At 63.0% G+C, this 17121-nt stretch carries 12 protein-coding genes and 1 pseudogene; 6 read left to right on the top strand and 7 right to left on the bottom strand.

Translation table 11 applies throughout. From position 1 onward, the window contains the following. Nucleotides 1-144 precede the first annotated feature (144 nt). On the top strand, nucleotides 145-1275 hold the full coding sequence (locus BLU38_RS23230; RefSeq protein ID WP_172836205.1) for a hypothetical protein: 1131 nt from the start codon (nucleotides 145-147) through the stop codon (nucleotides 1273-1275). 127 nt (nucleotides 1276-1402) lie between these two features. Here BLU38_RS23230 and BLU38_RS23225 read toward each other — a convergent pair whose 3' ends face one another. From BLU38_RS23225 to BLU38_RS23215, 3 genes are read right to left on the bottom strand one after another with little or no spacing between them, the layout of a single operon-like run. Further along, nucleotides 1403-2821 (bottom strand): hypothetical protein, encoded by a 1419-nt coding sequence (locus tag BLU38_RS23225; RefSeq protein WP_091527869.1) that lies wholly within the window; start codon nucleotides 2819-2821, stop codon nucleotides 1403-1405. Beyond that, on the bottom strand, nucleotides 2818-4104 hold the full coding sequence (locus tag BLU38_RS23220) for a DegT/DnrJ/EryC1/StrS family aminotransferase (RefSeq protein ID WP_157683643.1): 1287 nt from the start codon (nucleotides 4102-4104) through the stop codon (nucleotides 2818-2820). Before BLU38_RS23220 ends, BLU38_RS23225 begins: the two co-directional genes overlap by 4 nt. A 35-nt stretch (nucleotides 4105-4139) precedes the next feature. Beyond that, nucleotides 4140-4898 (bottom strand): glycoside hydrolase family 16 protein, encoded by a 759-nt coding sequence (locus BLU38_RS23215; protein WP_157683642.1) that lies wholly within the window; start codon nucleotides 4896-4898, stop codon nucleotides 4140-4142. Here BLU38_RS23215 and BLU38_RS32410 point away from each other — a divergent pair. After that, a pseudogene (locus tag BLU38_RS32410) lies at nucleotides 4897-5619 on the top strand (beta-galactosidase); the annotation flags it as partial. The gene BLU38_RS23215 and the pseudogene BLU38_RS32410 overlap by 2 nt on opposite strands. Before the next feature lie 1534 nt (nucleotides 5620-7153). Here the strand turns inward: BLU38_RS32410 and BLU38_RS23200 are convergent. Then, nucleotides 7154-8185: a LacI family DNA-binding transcriptional regulator gene (locus BLU38_RS23200; RefSeq protein WP_091527856.1), complete on the bottom strand. Its 1032-nt coding sequence runs from the start codon at nucleotides 8183-8185 to the stop codon at nucleotides 7154-7156. Nucleotides 8186-8328: 143 nt separating this feature from the next. Here BLU38_RS23200 and BLU38_RS23195 point away from each other — a divergent pair, with 143 nt between their 5' ends. From BLU38_RS23195 to BLU38_RS23180, 4 genes are all read left to right on the top strand, one after another. Next, nucleotides 8329-9708, top strand: coding sequence for an ABC transporter substrate-binding protein (locus BLU38_RS23195; protein WP_091527854.1), 1380 nt, complete (start codon nucleotides 8329-8331; stop codon nucleotides 9706-9708). Between the two features lie 139 nt (nucleotides 9709-9847). Continuing rightward, nucleotides 9848-10672 carry a carbohydrate ABC transporter permease gene (locus tag BLU38_RS23190; protein WP_197679827.1) on the top strand — a complete coding sequence of 275 codons (825 nt, stop codon included), beginning with the start codon at nucleotides 9848-9850 and terminating at the stop codon, nucleotides 10670-10672. A gap of 2 nt (nucleotides 10673-10674) precedes the next feature. Continuing rightward, nucleotides 10675-11502, top strand: a complete 828-nt coding sequence (locus tag BLU38_RS23185) for a carbohydrate ABC transporter permease (protein ID WP_091527848.1) — start codon at nucleotides 10675-10677, stop codon at nucleotides 11500-11502. A gap of 18 nt (nucleotides 11503-11520) precedes the next feature. Next, entirely contained in the window at nucleotides 11521-12780 is a 1260-nt protein-coding gene (locus tag BLU38_RS23180; protein ID WP_091527846.1) for an apiosidase-like domain-containing protein, read from the top strand. A gap of 49 nt (nucleotides 12781-12829) precedes the next feature. Here BLU38_RS23180 and BLU38_RS23175 read toward each other — a convergent pair whose 3' ends face one another. The 3 genes from BLU38_RS23175 to BLU38_RS23165 all read right to left on the bottom strand — a co-directional run bounded on the left by BLU38_RS23175 (nucleotide 12830) and on the right by BLU38_RS23165 (nucleotide 17114). Further along, nucleotides 12830-14665 carry a sialidase family protein gene (locus BLU38_RS23175; RefSeq protein WP_091527843.1) on the bottom strand — a complete coding sequence of 612 codons (1836 nt, stop codon included), beginning with the start codon at nucleotides 14663-14665 and terminating at the stop codon, nucleotides 12830-12832. 62 nt (nucleotides 14666-14727) lie between these two features. Further along, on the bottom strand, nucleotides 14728-15726 hold the full coding sequence (locus BLU38_RS23170) for a glycoside hydrolase family 172 protein (protein ID WP_091527841.1): 999 nt from the start codon (nucleotides 15724-15726) through the stop codon (nucleotides 14728-14730). A 44-nt stretch (nucleotides 15727-15770) separates the two neighbouring features. Continuing rightward, nucleotides 15771-17114, bottom strand: coding sequence for an extracellular solute-binding protein (locus tag BLU38_RS23165; protein ID WP_157683639.1), 1344 nt, complete (start codon nucleotides 17112-17114; stop codon nucleotides 15771-15773). Between the last annotated feature and the right edge of the window lie 7 nt (nucleotides 17115-17121).

Below are 17121 nucleotides of genomic sequence, written 5' to 3'. Positions count from 1 at the left end.
AGCGTCTCCCCTAACCTGTCAAGGCTTGAGTTTGACTCGTCATTAAACCTATGAAATCTGGCAAACCTTAAGGGCGGACTGACCAAGTGCTACCAGCACTCAGTCAACCCTCGCCCACAATTGACCTATACAGGCGGTCCTGTAATGAGCTTGCGCTACCGCACCTTAGCCCTTCCCGCTCTCGCCATGGGAACGGTTGCCGTTCTAGGGCTGGCCGGCTGCGCCGGTGACACTCAGACGGGCTCTAAGCCAGCAGTCACCAAACCCGCCCCCAAGGAATCCCCTTCGGTTGAGCCGTCATCTGCCGTACCGTCTGTTAACTGCGATGACCCAGATCTGAGCCAAGAGGACTGGATGAAGTACTGCAGCGACCAGGCCCAAGCGTCCACGCCAACCAGCTACCCCGCCAGCACGGACAAGACGTGGCAGTACACCGACTACTCAGGCTGTGTGGTGACCTACGCGCCGACCAGCAGCGCAACCCACAACATCCAGACCTACCAGGCGTTCGTCTCCAAGTTCTTTGACGGACCTTTCAGCTATTGGAAGGTCAGCATTGACAACACCAAGGGGTCTGAGACCTGCTCTGCTGGTGAGCCGTCCGTTGTCACAGAGGACCAAGAGCAAGTTGAATTTCAGGGAATTCAGTTCTGGCTTGATGGTGACCCCGAAGAAATTCCTGCCGACGATGATTACTCTGACTTCCTAGAGGTCAATGACAAGCTCATTGGAGACACAGAGGTCTTGCCGGGCGCCAAGGGCAAGAGCTACACAGTCTACCGTGGCGAGTTGAAGCCGTTCGTTTCGATGTACATCAACGATGCACCTGCTGAGCAGGTTGACAAGGCCTCCGACACCAGCGACGAGGAACCGGCTGAGTCGGCCAGCGCAAAGGCCCTGGACTCCAAAACCTTTGAGCACTTCAAGGTCTCCCTGCTGGATGAGAAGAAGTCGGGTGCGCTGTACGGGGCAGAGGTAGAGACCTGCGTTGTCAAGCTCGGTCCCGATCCTCAGGGCAACAAGACCCGCGTCTCACGTGACCCGTGGAGCTTCGCCTACGGCACACAGGGTGCAGGTGTTCCCGCCAACACCGTTGACCCTCTCGGCACATTCGGCAAGGTGCTTCCTGCCGAGTCCCTGCTGGCTGAGGATGAGTGCGTGTCCGGCTGGTTGACCTACGACACCAGCGGCAACGGGTTCCCTGAAGGCATGCTGTACAGCAACAGCTACGGTGAGCAAGCCACCTTCACCGAGCGAGCTACGCCGTTCAGATAGAAGGGGCCTACCGCATAGCTCGTGTTCGCGGGCGCGTGCAGTTGGTCGGTCCGAAGAGAAGATGCGGGCGGTAGTAGGTGGCGAGGATGACGGTGTCGACGGGTTCGGTGCTGCCATCCTGGTCGGATCAGCTGGAGAACGTCGTGCTCTTAGCGGCCTCGACAAAATCGAAGTCGCCGACTTCGCGCTGGGTCTCCGGCTGTAGCTGCAGAATCGAGCAGGCGACTTCTCGACGGCGTGCAGGCACCTGGAGCCGCACGGCGCCGTCTGCCGTGATGGTTTGTACGCTTGACGTTGCGTAGCCCGTCAACGGGTCGACCCAGCGCACGACATAGTCGCCGGCCACAGCCATGAGTTCGACGCTGTCGACGGCGATGCCGTTGAGATAGAACGCATACGCTTTGCCGGGGTCGGCGAGTCCGCGGATGGTTCGCGTATCCGTACCGGATCGGGCTGTCATTGTCACCGGGGCTGTGTTGGCGAACGGGAGATCGGCGAGAAAGTCACGCAGGATCGTCAGTTGGTCGCGGAGTCGGCGTCCACCGCCTCCGGATGCGTTCCCGGGTAAGGTCCGCGTACCGGTGTCGTCGCCGGACGGCGCGAAGCTGTAGTCGAGATGATTGAAGCCGGCTCCGCCGGCGAGCATGAACTCCCAGGCGTGGCTGCGGTACTGCGAGTCATCGACGCCGTCGTAGCCCGTCTCGTCGTAGACGACGGGGATTGCCAGATCGAAGTTCTGTTCGATCACGCTGGGCGGGTTGGCGTAGTGGAAGGTGAAGAGATCGATCCCCGGACTCATGCCGGTGATGCGGCCATCTACGTTGGCATAGTTCCAGGCGACGAGGAGACGTCGTCGATGGTGATTGAACCTGTGCTCGATCGCGTCGAGGACGGTGTCGATCCAGGCGCGCTCGACGCCGGAGAAGTACGGCTCATTGATCAGCTCGATGATCACGTTGTCGTAGTTGATCAGTGCATCCACGATGGTGCGTACGAAGGCGAGCTGATGGTGCAGCAGTCCGCCGTTGTCGAGGTGGTAGACCGACTGGTGGTCGATCATGGCCAGGTCGTTGATGTTGTTCGCCGGGTGCATCGGACTCATCAGCCAATGCCCGGGACTGTATTGCGCGGTGAAGAGGGTGAGCTCGACGATGATGCCGCGCAGCGCCGCTTGATACACGAAGTCGATGAGGCGGTCGAGGTAGGCTCCGCTGATTTCGCCGAGGTCGAACTTGGTACCGCCGTGGTGGTAGCCGTCGATGTCTGTTCTCGCCCAGGGTGCGAGGTAGCGCAGTGGCCGGGGCGCCTGGGTGTTCTCCCAGCCGGAGCCCTCGATCGTGGACTCGTGTTCCACGAAGGTTCCGGAGGCTGTCCGGGTGTAGTTGAAGCGACACCGGGTCAGTTCGCCGAGGTAGGCGTGGTAGTCGACGTCGAGGTTGAAGACGGCGCCGTAGTGCTCCGCCGAGGTGAGCAGAAAGGTCGGCAGGCCGCGGAACCGTAGGTAGCGAGGGTTCCTCGGCCAGAGGTCGAGCGGCGGATTGATCACGGCATCGTTCCTGGGGACGGTGCGGTCGATGGTCTGGCGCTGACGCGTCGGGCCGTACGACGGATGGCCGTGACGATGTCGGCGCAGTCGGTGCTATCCATGTCTTGGTGCAGATTGATCTGTATCGCTCGGCCGAGAAGGTCAAGGCTCGTCTGGCACAGGTCGGGCGGGTAGTCGATGTTGCCGTGGTAGTACGGCGACGTCCATGGATTATTGGTCGGTGATACGCCGCGTTTGGCGAGGACGTAGTCCCAGTTGGTGAAGATGTGTCGGTCGGGGAATCCCTTGTTGTACACGGTCCCGTTGGGGATGCCTTCCCAAGCCAGCCGCTCGGAGAATGCTCGGATGTCTGCGTTCACGGGCAGGAAGAGGATCAAGCTGTATGCGACGTCGCCGGCGGGGTCCGGGATGGGTTGCAGCTCGATGCCGTCGACCGTGGCGAGCGCTTCAATGATGTGGGCCTTGTTTCGACGCAGCCGGGCGAGCAGATCGTCGAGTCGCTGAGACTGCGCAAGGGCGACCGCTGCACTGATCTCGCTGATGCGGTAGTTCTGTCCGGGGAACGTTTCGACCTCTCCCCCGGTGCCCGTATCCCACATGGCGAAGGCGCCGTCGTGGTACACACAGGCACGTTCGAACAGGTGATCGTCGTTGGTTGCGACGAGGCCACCTTCGCCGGCGGTGACGATCTTGTATTGCTGGAAGCTGAAGCATCCTAGGTGCCCGAAGGATCCTAGCGGCCGGCCGTGATAGCTTCCCCCGTTGGCTTGGGCCGCGTCCTCGATGACGATGAGTCCGTGCCTGGCTGCGATCGTGCTGATCTCATCCATTTGGCATGGAACTCCACGCATATGGACAGGGATGACGGCCTTGGTGTGCTTGGTGATGGAGTTCTCGAGTGCCTTGGGATCGATGGTCAGGGTCTCGTCGATGTCGACGATCACCGGGACGGCGCCTGCGAGGATGACCGCTGATGCGGTCGCAATGTAGGTGTAGCTGGGAATCACGACCTCGTCGCCGGGCCCGATGCCGGCTGCTACGAGCGCACAGACCAGCGCCGAGGTCCCGCCGTTGACGGCCAGACAGTGCCTGACACCTAGACGCTTTCGGTACACATCTTCCAGAGCTGCTGCTTCGGAGTCGTGGATGCCGTCGCGGGTGTAGCGGAACACCCGGCGCTTATCGAGGACGCGCGAAACGTACTCGCGCTCGACGGAGCCGATGGCGTCGACACTCAGCGCGGCACCGAACGTCCACGGCCGGGTGCGGACGGGTTCGTCCACGGTGGCTGGCTCCTGCGTGATCTGTGAGGGCCGTGTCATCGCTGTTGGAGGTTGTAGACGCGTGCCCAGTCGATGTCGAAGTTGGCGCGTTGCATGCCTCCGGCGCCGAAGAAGTTGTCGAGTTGGATCGTTTGGTGCATCGGTCCGGGCGCGCACTGGATGCAGTCCTGATTGAAGGTGAACCATTCGTCACCGTCGATGTAACCGGTCAACCCCTGGGGGCTCCACTCGAAGCCGTAGGCGTGCCATTTGGTGATGTCGACCGGGCACTTCTGGGCCATCTCCTGCCGTTTGGGTTCGTGATTGGGGTAGTGCAGGAACGCAACCGCGCAGGTGTCGCCGGCGTCGACTTCGAAGAAGTCGTACTCAGCGCCAGCGGGCCACTCGTCACTCTGCGGCCAGGTGATCAGCACTGCGTGGTACGGGTGCCCGGCAGCGCCTCTTGCCGGCTGAAGACGGGCGCGCACTTCCCATCGGCCGTACTGGAGGTTCTGTACCGAAGCGACCCCTGCGGAATCGCCGTTCATTTCTCCGGTCTGGCGTAGGTACTCGCCGTTGACGTGGTTGGCGTCGGCGCAGCGCCTCCCGTTTCCGTCGTGGCCGGGCCAGCAGTTGGACCCGGCGCCTCCCTCGGAACCGCCGTCGCCGTAGACATTCCAGCGGCTCCGGTCCGGGGTGCCGACGTAGTTGAACTCGTCCGATGCCGGAAGGGGCGTGCCCCATCCCAGCCGCTGTGCGGCCGTCTTCGGGCCGACCGTTCTCGACGCGGCGGGGGCCGTCGGCGAGCTGATCATGGTGCAGAGGAATACTCCTAGCAATGCGACGCTTGCGAGAAGCTTGAAACGTGCCTTAGTCATCGTCGACCTCCACAGAGTTGAGGTTTACTGGTATACCGCAGTAGTCGAGATGCATGCAAGACCTTGTGGAATCTCTTGCAGTCAAGAGGTTTACCAGTTTACCTTAGGCGTCATGGTCAACACTTCGCAGCGGCTCGGGGCACAGCTCTGGCTGGAACGTGACACGGACTCCGAGCAGCTGCAGGGACTACTGAGGGCCGCCATCGCTTCCGGTCTGGGCCAGCTGAGAATCTTCCTCATCTGGCCATGGATTGAGCCCGAACCCGACACCTGGGACTTCGAGCTCTACGATCAGGTGTTCGATGCCGCCGCCACGCACGGTTTGCAGATCAAGGCGACCTTGACCCCCGAGACAGCGCCGTGGCATCTCGGGAGCCCCGGCCTCATCCAGGGCCGCCACCTCACGTTGCCATCTGCACCGCGGTATCGGGAGTCGGCCGAGCGATACGTGCAGCAGACGGTCGCTCGCTATGTCGGCCATCCCGCTCTGGCGCAGTGGATCCTATGGAACGAGCCCTTCAACACGGCCGGACGTCCCGGACCGCGGGATCGTCGTCCACCGGGCCTGCAGGCAGTCTGGGCGGATCTGTTACGAGACCGCTTCCTCGGCGACGTCTCGGAGTTGAATCGACGCTGGCACACCGGATACAAGACCTTCGAGGAGATCCCGTTCGCCGACGACGTGGTCCGCCCGGATCTGAGCGACGAGGTGTTCTTCAGCTTCGATCCCTGGCTGGCCGATGCGACCCTTCGGGCTCGCAACCTGGCGGAGGAACTGAGCTGGGTGAGGGCCGTGATTCGGAGGGTCGACGCGGACACTCCGACGTGCATCAATCCGCCGGACCTGTTTCGCAACCATGCCGCGATGGGTTACGACCTGTCTCGGCTCGCGGCCAGCGCGGACGTGCTCGGGGCGAGTGTGCATGCGCCGTGGCATCTCGGGTTCGCTCCTCGATCACGTCACCTCGAGATGCTCGTCGTCGCGACCCGGATGCTGGCTGCAGCGCCAAGCCGTGATGTCGAACTGACAGAGTGCCAGTTCGGCAACGTCACCCACGGATCACCCCACCCACGAGATGTTGAACCGGCCGAGGTTGCAGCGTCGGTCCTCGCGCCATTGCTCACCGGCGCCACATCAGCGACCGGTTGGGCGCTCAATGCTCGTCAGCGGGACTTCGAGGCCGGTGACTGGTCGCTGCTCGAGGACGACAACCGTCCGGGCGAACGATCGGCGGCAATGTGCCGTGCGGCAGCCACATTGAAGCGGCTTGATCAAAAGCTGCCGGATTGGTGCCCCACCCCCGTCGACGCGGTCGTCCTGTATAGCGCGGAGTCCCAGGCCGTCAGCCTGGCTCATTCGTGGGTCAGTGCGCCGGCTCAGGGGCGCGATCCCGACGATGCCATGCAGGGCGTCGCACTCATCTGTGCTGAACTCGCGCGCCTGGGATGGGTCGCGGCGCCGTTGCCGGTGGACTGCCTGGACCGATTCCGGCCGGTCCCCCGGCTGATCGTGATGTCTCAACTGGCCTGCTTAGATCCGGCGACAACGAATTCTCTTCTGTCCCACGTGGAATCCGGAGCCAGTCTGATCATGGACGGGATCTCTGGGCAGAAGGACCTTTGGGGCGACGTCCAGCGACCTTGGCCCGGCGGATTGTCGACCACGTTAGGGGTCCGGGCCCGTGGCCAGCACAGCAGTCCGGATGGTCACGCCGTCTCCGTTCTCGGTGTGCCGGCCGGCCGACTCCCGCTCTCATATACCGATTTCGAACTTGACCAGAACTGGTCCGCCGATCTTGATCTGACACTCCCCGAGCTGGGCAACGTGCCGGCTGCCTGGCATGGGCAACTCGGCCGCGGGACCGTCACCATGTTCAGTGGCCTTCTGGGGTCAGCCCTGGTGACCGATGAGGCTTCGGCAGCAGTGTTGCGCCGTCTGGTCGGCCGGCCCGCCGACCCTGCCAGACCAACTGCGCTCAGCGCTGCGACAACTGCGGTCCGCGTACTCAGTCCGGTCGGATCCGGAGTCGGCGTCTTCGCGCCGACGTCACGCTCTCGCGGTGGCGGCGATCTGGTCCTACGCGTTCTGCCGGGCAGCTATGAGGACCTGTGGTCAGGCAGCATCTTTGATGTGGATCAGTCGGGGATCCTTCGGCTGCCGGCACCGGATGGCCTAGCGGTCCTGGTAACCGTCACTGCGCGCTGGCGCCGGTGCTGCGACGCAGCCGCAACTCGGCAGGGACCAGGACCCGGTGCGGGGCCCGCTCCCCTGCGATCTGATTCAGTAGCAGGTCTGCGGCGGCATGGCCGACAGCGCGGTAGTTGCACTGCACGGTGGTCAACGGCGGCGAGGTGTAGGAGGCGATGCTCACGCCGTCGAAGCCGGCGACAGCGACATCGTCGGGCACTACGAGACCGCGGTCACTCATCATCGCCAATCCGGCAACGGCCATCACATCGTTTCCGTAGAAGATCGCCGTCGGTCGTTCCTGTTGTCTCAGCAATTCGTCGGTCGCGGCCGCGCCGCCGGCAGCGGTGAAGTGTCCTACGGCCAGCGGGCCCGCGGGTAGACCGTTCGCCTGCAGGGTGTCGCGCCAGAGTCGAACACGGTGCCGGGAGTGCTGGAGGCTCGGCGACCCGCTGACGTGGCCTATGATCCGGTGGCCCGATTCAATGAGGTGTTGCAGGAGCGATTCCACCGCGGCATCGCTGTCGGAGTCGACGCTGGGAAAGGGGCAGCGGGCCCCGGGTCGCCCGACGACAACTGCGGACTGACCCATCTCCTCCAGCAGTTTGAACCGAAAGTCCGGCTGTCGGAGATCGTTGATCAAGAAGCCGTCGACACGACGCTCGGCAACCAGCTGTCGATAGCAGTCCCGCTCGTCTTCGGCGGTGTCGACGAACCGTAGGATGACGGCATATCCCTGTGCGGCAAACACGCCCTCCGCGCCGGCCAGGAACGCCGCGAAGAACGGATCGAGTTCGAGCAGCTCGGGCGGACGCCGCAGCACCACGCCGATTGCATGAGCTGGCGCTCCGTTGATCGCTCGCGCTGCCGCGCTGGGCATCCAGCCCAGTTCAGCGGCCGCTGCTCGGATGCGTTCCACCGTCGCGGGACTCAGCCGAGCAGCACCGTTGAAGGACCGTGAGACCGCGCCCTTGGACACCCCTGCCAGTTCTGCCACATCGGAAATCGTCGGACGCTTCGGTCGCCGCTCAGTCATGGCAACACCCTATCGCTCGAGGGCCTGGATCCCTTGTCTGATTCAGGTTGACTGGTGTACCTTGACATCAGGTTTACTAGTTTACCGCCGTGTTGGTGAGGGCATGCAACAGACCTTCTCGAGGAAGCGAAGGGGCGATCACGATGCCGACAACGAAACCCGAAACGAATCCCGAGCAGACCACTGTCGTGCCGTGGCGGCTTCGGCGTCGCACCCTTCTGGGTGGTGCGGGTGCCATCGCAGCCGGCAGTCTTACCTCCGGCTGCGCGGTCTCGGCCAGCCAGCCGGCGAAGAACGGCAAGAAGCAGGTGACACTGAAGCTCCTCGGGCAGGCGAATGAGATCGACAAGGATGTGATCGCCGGTTTCACGGAGCAGCGGCCTGACATCAAGCTCAGTATCACCGAATACAGCTGGGACGCCCTGGTGTCGATGTTGGCAGCCAAGACGCCTCCCGACCTCGTTCGAGGCGCCGGCGCCACCGACACGCCGTATCTGGTTCATCGTTCGCTGGCCGAACCACTGGACGACTACCTCAAATCCAGCAAGACGATCACCGCTGACGATCTCGATCCGATCAACGACCTGTGGCGCTATGACGGTACGACCCAGGGCACCGGACCGCTGTACGGCCTGGTGAAGGACTACTCCTCCGATCTGACGCTATGGGTCAACTCCCAGCATCTGAAGGCCGCCGGCCTGAAGGTCCCAAGCTCTGATCGTCCCCTCACCTACAAGCAGGTGCTGAAACTGTCGGAGGAGACAGTCCAGCGCAAGTCCGGCCGCACCCGCGTCCTGGGGTTCGGCTGTGTCTTCGGAGGCAAACCCGATCTTGCGTGGCTCCAGGGGATGCTAGCCACCGCTGACGCTGCGTTGTTCAATGACGACCTGACTCAGATCGACCTCACCAGCGACGCCGGTGTCGAGGCGTTGCAGTGGTTCGTGGATCTGGTCAAGTCCCGAACGACGTCGAGTTTCCTGGACCCGCAGGCCACCGCTGATGCTGACCTCTATGTCGCGAGCCGGGTCGCAACCCTGTTGTCGGGCTACTGGACCAGTGGCCTTATCGCTACGGCGAAACCGCAGGTCCAGCAGGCGTCGTACCTGCTCCCCGCTCCGATGATGGGAACGACGCGGGTCAGCCCATGCGTTGCCGGTACTGGGTTCTGGATCCCGAAGACCGCAGCGCACAAGGAAGCTGCTTGGGCGTTCATGGAGTACTACTTCGCAGCCAAACCGGCGGTCGAACGGGCCAAGTCCGGCTGGGGCATTCCTGGTTTGAAGTCTCTGGCGAAGTACCTTCCCGACAACGAGCCCTACCAGAAGCGAGCGTTGGCCGTCCAGCGGGACGAGCAGAAGTATTTCAAGGTGCTGCCCTTCACCCCGTATGCGAAGGCTGACGCACTCGGCACGGCTCTGGCCACAACGTTCGAGGACGCCGTTCGCGCCCACCGTCCGATCAAAGACACCGCAGCCGCGATCACGACGGCACTGAACGCAGCGATCAAACGTGGCAAGAACTGAGTCGCTGCCGGGACAGAGAGCAGCCCACCGCGCTCGGTCCACGCAGGCCCGTCGACCATGGCGGCGATACCGTCCACTCACCTTCTGGCTGTTCGCCGCACCCTGGATCCTGGGCTTCCTGTTGCTCACAGTCGGGCCGATGATTTTCGCGTTGTGGATGTCGTTCACCAACTACGACGGCATCTCGCCCACCACGAGGTCCGTGGGGTGGGCGAACTACCGTCGTGCATTCGGTGACGGTCAGATGTGGACATCGCTGCTGCAGACGGTGATCTTGATGGTCATCGTAGTTCCGCTTACCGTATGTGTCGGACTGGCGCTGGCCGTTCTCCTCAACGCCCGGATACGATTGCGGGCCGTCTATCGGACAGTGATCTACCTACCGGCCGTGATCCCGGTCGTCGCAGGGTCACTCACGTTTCGGCTGCTCTTCGACCATGACGCGGGAGCGGTCAACGGGATCTTGGACCTGATCAACGTCACCCCGATTCAGTGGCTGACCGGCAGCCGATCCCTAGTCGTGTTACTTGCGTTCATGCTTTGGGGCGTCGGAGCCAGCATGGTGATCTCGTTGGCCGGACTGCAAGCTGTGCCAGCCGAGCTGATCGAGGCCGCAATGGTGGACGGCGCGGGCACCTGGCAGCGGTTCATGTCCATCACGGTCCCGCTCATCTCGCCGTTCCTGTTGTTTCAGCTCGTGACCGGCGTGATCGGAGCGATCCAACTTTTCGTGCCCGCAGTGCTGCTCGGCACAGCGAACGCCAATGGCGTCTCTGTGGCTGTCGGCATTCCCGAGGGGCTGCGTGTCTACATGGTGTACGTCTACCAGACGTACTTCGGCCTCGGCGAATTCGGATACGCTTCAGCGCTGCTGTGGCTGCTGTTCATCGTCATCGTGGCCTTCACCGCGGCCGTTTTCGGCATCACGCGATCCTTCGTCTTCTACGGTGGCGGGGAGGGCTGACCATGAAGCATCGCACCCGCGAGCGGATTGTCTCTCAGGTCGTCGCGATCGTGGTGTCACTCCTCTTCCTCGCACCGATCGGGTGGCTCGCACTGACCGCGTTGAAGGACCAGTCGGAAGTGTCCGCGCTTCCGGTCCGCTGGCTCCCCCGGTCGCCCCAGTGGCACAATTTCACCGACGCGATGACGATGATCAACTTCCTGGCCTATGCTCGGAACAGTATGATCATCGCCACCATCTCGGCGGTACTCACCACACTGTCGTCGGCATTCGTGGGATTCGGTTTCGCTCGCCTCCGTGCTCGCGGCAGCAAGCTCGCCTTTGCCATCCTGATCGGAACCATGATGCTGCCGACCATCATCACCGTAATCCCGTCCTACATCATCTTTGCCCGGCTGAACCTGGTGAACACCTATATCCCCTGGGTTCTATGGGGGCTCGGCGGGTCCGCCTTCATGATCTTCCTGTTCCGGCAGACCTTTCGCGGCATTCCCCTCGAGCTTGAGGACTCCGCCATCCTTGACGGCTGCAACTATCTGCAAATCTGGTGGCGGATCTATCTCCCGCTTTCCAAAGCAACCTCGGCGGCAGTCTTCCTGCTCACCTTCGTAGCGATCTGGGGCGACTACATCACACCCAAGCTCCTGCTCCAGCAGGACACCACAACACTCGCGGTCGCCATCACCAGTGGCTACGTCAACCAGCAAGGCCAGATCATCAACACTCTGTTGGCCGCCGGCGCGCTTCTCTTCGCACTGCCAGTGATCGTGATCTTCCTTCTCCTGCAACGCTACTTCGTCCAAGGGTTCGCGACCTCGGGTCTCAAATGACAGAAGGGTGTCCACCACATGCTTACCGTCGCACCGTCCGGCCGCTGGCTCGAACGTGATCACGACCCCTGGTTCCTTCTGGGAGACACGGCCTGGGAACTGTTCCACCGGCTCGACCTCGACGATGCTGATCACTATCTGCGAACGCGTGCCGAGCAGGGCTTCAACACCGTCTTCGCGGTCGGCGTCGCCGAGTTCGGCGGACTGGACGAGCCGAACGCCAACGGTCAGGTGCCGTTCATCGATCGACGACCGGACCAGCCCGACGAACGTTACTGGCACCACGTCGACACGATCATCACCATGGCTAACCAGTACGGACTTGTCGTGGCACTTCTGCCCACCTGGGGAACGTACTGGGCCGATGCGGGCGAGGCGATCCTCCATCCCGGCAATGCTGCGCAATTCGGCAGCTGGATTGCCGCCCGGTACCGCGATTCGGACCTGATCTGGGTCCTGGGCGGCGACCGCTACATCGAGACCTCGCGTCATCGCGCAACGCTGGACGCGCTGGCCAAAGGGATTCGCGAAACGGTCGGGCACCGGCAACTGATCACCGTCCATCCCAGGGGCCACGCGTCCTCAAAAAATGACCTTTCCGACGCAACATGGATCGACTTCGACCTGGTGCAGTCCGGACACGTCGGCTGGCACACACCCAACGACGCACTCATCGCGGCCGACTACGACCGCCCCCCGCTGCGCCCGGTGCTGGAGGGCGAACCAAACTACGAGGACCACCCGGTCATGACGCCGGACTGGTTGCCGGTCCCCGGATGGGTGTTCGGCGCCACAGACGTCCGACGCTCCCTGTACCACGCGATCTTCGCCGGCGCCGCAGGCTTCGTCTACGGCGCCAACGGCGTCTACCAAATGCTTGACTCCGACACCCCCGATCCGGTGCACGGCCGCGCGACGTCGTGGCGCGCGGCTCTCGACCTACCGGGGGCCTCCCAGGCAACGCACGGTGCCCACCTGCTCCGAGAACTGGGCCCCGGCTGGACACCCGCACCGCATCGGCTTCGGTCCGCTCCAGGATTCCTCAGTGGCAGGGTCATGGTTCTGGATCGGAACACCCCCACAGAGGTCTTGGTCTATCTGCCCCCGGGGGCGACCGCGACCATCGACACCGAAGATCTCGGCTGTGCGCCCTCCGGTCGCTGGTGGAGCACTGTCACCGGACGTTGGCGCACCGCAGACCTAACGGCACAGCCGACAACCGTGAATCCGGACCAGGACGTCGACACGATACTGCACATTGCCGCACGCCCCGCCTGATCCGTTGCCGCGAGATAGCAAGCAGCCACATACTCCGACCGCGGCACATTCAGCCCCGGCCGGCAACGACCACAGGCCGGGACCAGATCTCTTTGCGACGGTTTGTGTTGGGTGTCCAGTCGGCGCCGCGATCACCGAACACGACAAGCCGGTTGCGGCCCACCGGAGTGAGTGTTCCGTTGCCGGAGTTGCGGTAGTCAACCATCCTCGTCGGCGACCACGACCTGCCGGTGCCGTCCCGTGAGGCCAGCAGGAACTGGCCCGGACGTCCGGCCCAGAGCACAAGGGTGCCGTTGCCCATCAGCTTCAGATCGGGAAAGACTCCCGTGACGGGAATGCCGTCGGAGGCCGTCACGACCGTCGGGGTGGTCCAGGCATAGCCAGCGTTGGCCGAGCGGGACTGATAGAGCGGTTGGTAGTTGCCAGTCCGCATAACCGCCACCAGGGATCCATCCGCGGCGAAGGCCAGGGCGGGTTCACCGAAACCTTCGAAGCGTGGGTGACTCGACAGTTGGTCGTTGACGGCGATAGTGCTGCGGACCTGCCAGTTTTCGCCACGGTCCGTTGATGTCATCACGATGCTGCGATAATGCTTGTCGGTGGCGTAGTAACCATATCCCGACTGGTACAAGGTGCCGTTGGCGTCTTCCAGGACGCTGTGGACGAGGACGAACCCGCCGAGTGGGAAACCGGGCCGGCTGGTCGCCGTCGATATTGGTCGCATCCGTTGCGGTGCGGTCATCTGGCCTTCGCGGTGGATCCACGTTCGGCCTCCGTCGGTGGAGATGGCGGTAGGTACTGCCGCCTGGTGGTTGTCGGTTCCGGCGGTCATGAATGTGTGGTAGTTGACCGCCAAAAGGTCACCGTTGCGCAGCGCAGTGAGATAGAACGATTGCTCGTCGGGGAAGGGGTTGCGTTCGGAGACGTCGCTCCAGGTATGTCCGCCGTCGATGGACGAGGCCATCGCCGTCCCGGTGTCATGAGTGGCGTCTCCGTGCACCGGATAAGTAACCAGGGCTTCCTGACCTCCACCCGGGAGCCGACGGGTCGTCGAACTGTTGGGCATCTGCACGAGCCCGTCGCTGGTGGCATCGATCACGGTACGCTGCCCGATCACGAAGGTCGGATCCGGTGCAGGTGGTGTGAGGCCGCTGCCGGTGCCGACATGCACGTCATCGATCTGGACTCGGTCGACTCCTGTCACGGTTTGTCCAGTACCGATCTGGAATCCACTGATCGTCGCCACCGGACTGATGCCGACCGGACCAGCGGCCCCGACGTAGGTACTGTTGTCGAACCTGGCTCCCGGAACGGATGCTTCGGCGTCGGTCGAAGCGTGGATGAAGGCCGTCGTGAGGTTAGTTGGCACCTGAATGGCTAGCGTCGACCAGGTGCCAGTCGGCATCGTGTGCGCTCGCCCGATCTGCGTCCAACCGAGCGCGTCCTGCGCCAGACCGTCGAACCAGAACACCGAGCCGTCCGGCTTGATCCAGATCTTGAAGACCGGTGTGTCTACCTGGTCGATGTCCAAGAAGCTGCCCAGCAGACTGACGGTGACGCCGTCGGTGAGCGACTCGGGCCGGACAGCCATCCTCAAGTCGATCCCGGAACTCACATCGGATCGACAAGCGACAGCCGTCTGCGCTTCGGGACTGCGATCGGTGAGGTCCAGTGCCTGCTGGCCTCGGTAAGCGATGGCGTCGGTGACGCGCCCGGGTTGCGCGGAGTCGGTTGGCCGGCAGCCGGCAGGCAACTCACCGACGGCGTCGGATTCGAAATCCCACGTCTGTGTCGGCGACGAGGCCACCGAGTCGGTCATGTGCAGTGTGACGACGACGAGCGCGGCGGCAATCAGCGCCGCAAACGTACGGATTCGGGATCGCATGGCGGTCACAGTCCTTAGGAAACGGGCCCGAGAGGGGGCGTCCAGATGATCGTCAGGTCGATTTACGGCCAGGACTGGTGGTCGGTTGATGAGGTCCGGTACCAGCAGTCCAAGCTGGCGATGTTTGCCACAGTCGGAACGGGAGTTGGTCGGTCGAGGTAGTAAAAGGCGACCGAGGAGTGCGCGTAGGGTCGCACTCGATCCTGACTCCACGGATTGACGAACGCCATCCTCAGCCGGGATTGAAACCAGATGGCGTCACGGTTGTGGAAGCGATACATCGCGACTGCGCTGTCCAGGGCGTTCTTGACCGGCAGACCATGCTCTGGACCGGTAAACGGGCCCTCGCGGAAGTACCAGCCTCCGAGGAAGTAGTCCTCCATGCCGGTGCCGACGATCTGCGCGTCGTCGGCACCGTCGATCCAGATATGCTCGGGTGCTTCGAGGAACCCCAGGTAGTTTCGAGGCTCGGCTTGACATGAGAGCGTGCAGCCGACATAGCGGCCGGTGCCGTGGATGTCGGCCAGTTCCAACGGTTCGTCTCCCCGATGGCGGCCGGTCGAGAACGCGGCATGCAACGTAGGGACATCGGAACCAAGCGCGGCCCGTTGGTACAAAGCGTTGAGAAACAGGTCGACCCGCTGCTCCGGGTCGCGGTTATCCACCTCGATGCGCAGCGACTCGTGAAATGGCATCGGCAACGCGAGATAGAAGCCGCCGGATGACATACCGATCCACAGCGAGCTGAAGTTTTGGACCCGTCCCAAGCCGATTCCGAACAGATCTGCGACGGGAGCCGCGATCTGTGGTTCGGGACTCCCGTCGACATGGATCCGGATGATCAGATTCTTCAGGATCTGCTGATCCACGAGCCTGTCTGGCTCCCAATGCGCCCAGAACCACCCCGGGAAAGTGAGCCACAGACGCGCAAGGTACCCGGGTCCTGTTGCTTCGCCAACTATCCGGGATTCCCCTGGCTCGACCATCATGACCTTCACCCCGGTGCGGCGATCAAAGGTCGTGAGCTGATGGGTCGAGCGCGGTTCGGGCAACTCCAGCACGGCTCAGCCCCCTCTCTGGATGATGATCGGCTTCGGTGCCTGGGTCATCTGACCTTCTCCAGCGCTGTCTGCAATTCACTGCGGACTTTGTCGCCGCCCTGCATCTTCCAGTCAGCACGGAGCTTTCGCAGGTCGCCTGCCGGCCTGCGACCTGAGACGATGCCGTTGACGTAGTCGGCACGCAACTGGTCGAGTTTGGCCGATGAGTCTGCCGACGACGCTGCGTAGAGGCCGACTGTAGGGTCCTTGACGCTCTGCTTGGTCACTGCTTCGGTGTAGTCGATGCTGGCTTTCACGTCCGACGGGTCGGGATAGTAGAGGACGCCAGGCACCAGACCCGTGTAGAACATCGCGTCTCGGTCCGCCGGTGCCGGAGAGTCCGGGATAGACACCGGCACTCGGTTCTTTCCGTATGTGAAGTGCACGCCCTCGATGCCGTACCGGAGGAAGAAGCCTTCCTCGCTGGGTATGGGCGCCCGAAGATAGTTGAAGATGCGGAGGATCTCATCCAATCGGTCCTCGTTCTCGGCGGCGGACGCGGAGATCGCGACGACTGCGTAGAAGCCAGGGCTTGCCGGGTAGGCGAACTTGCCACCATCGTGTCCGAACGGCATCAACAGCTCCGGCTCGGCACCCTTGTTCTTCACTCGAACGGCGTTGAGCGCTCCGGCGAGATACCAGTTGTCGGCCGAGGCCACCTGCCAGCCTGTCACGCCGGAGTCGAAGAGCGCGCGGTCCTCGGCACCCTTGGAACCGAGACTGAGCGCGTCGGGATGGAACGCGCCGCCCTTCCAGAGGCGTCGAGTGTACTCGAGTGCGGCCTCGAACTCGTCGGTCTCGATGGCGTTGATCAGCTTCCCACCGGTGTTGCTCCAGTTGTTGGGCACCCGAAATGCGGCGTTGAGATAGGCGGCTACCCCGTCGCTGTACCCACCGAACCCGTACTGGTCCTGCCGCAACTTACTCATCTCGGTCATCAGCGTGTAGAACTCGTCAGCGTTCTGCGGCCCGTTCTCGAGGCCGATACTGCGCGCCCAGTCCCGCCGGTAGACATGGAGCGCGTTGACGTAAGCCAGATCTACCGGGACACCGTAGATGCCGTTGTTGACAGCGGACACCTCCCATTGGTAGGTAGGCACCGCGGCGATGTTGGGGTACTTCTTGATCTTGTCACCGCCCAGCACGCTCGAGAGCTCCGCAAAGGCGCCATCTTTGATCGCGCGCTGAGCGTTGGCCGAGTCGGTGTGCAGGAAGACCATGTCTGGCACAGACCCGCCGGACAGCATCGTGGCCAGCTTGGTTTCGTAGGCGTCGGCCGGCACCAGCGTCGGCTGATAGTCAACGCCTACCCGCTTGTTGAAGGCCTGCCAGTACTCGTTCTGCTTCAACGGTCGT

The organism is Microlunatus soli (assembly GCF_900105385.1).
Taxonomy (GTDB): domain Bacteria; phylum Actinomycetota; class Actinomycetes; order Propionibacteriales; family Propionibacteriaceae; genus Microlunatus; species Microlunatus soli.
This window is presented reverse-complemented; position numbering and strand designations above follow the sequence as displayed.

Bases quoted from the DNA above. Each gene is read 5' to 3' on its own strand.
- BLU38_RS23230 (WP_172836205.1), top strand. From the start codon at position 145: ATGAGCTTGCGCTACCGCACCTTAGCCCTTCCCGCTCTCGCCATGGGA.
- BLU38_RS23215 (WP_157683642.1), bottom strand. From the start codon at position 4,898: ATGATCAGCTCGCCGACGGCCCCCGCCGCGTCGAGAACGGTCGGCCCG.
- BLU38_RS23200 (WP_091527856.1), bottom strand. From the start codon at position 8,185: ATGACTGAGCGGCGACCGAAGCGTCCGACGATTTCCGATGTGGCAGAA.
- BLU38_RS23195 (WP_091527854.1), top strand. From the start codon at position 8,329: ATGCCGACAACGAAACCCGAAACGAATCCCGAGCAGACCACTGTCGTG.
- BLU38_RS23190 (WP_197679827.1), top strand. From the start codon at position 9,848: ATGATTTTCGCGTTGTGGATGTCGTTCACCAACTACGACGGCATCTCG.
- BLU38_RS23185 (WP_091527848.1), top strand. From the start codon at position 10,675: ATGAAGCATCGCACCCGCGAGCGGATTGTCTCTCAGGTCGTCGCGATC.
- BLU38_RS23180 (WP_091527846.1), top strand. From the start codon at position 11,521: ATGCTTACCGTCGCACCGTCCGGCCGCTGGCTCGAACGTGATCACGAC.
- BLU38_RS23175 (WP_091527843.1), bottom strand. From the start codon at position 14,665: ATGCGATCCCGAATCCGTACGTTTGCGGCGCTGATTGCCGCCGCGCTC.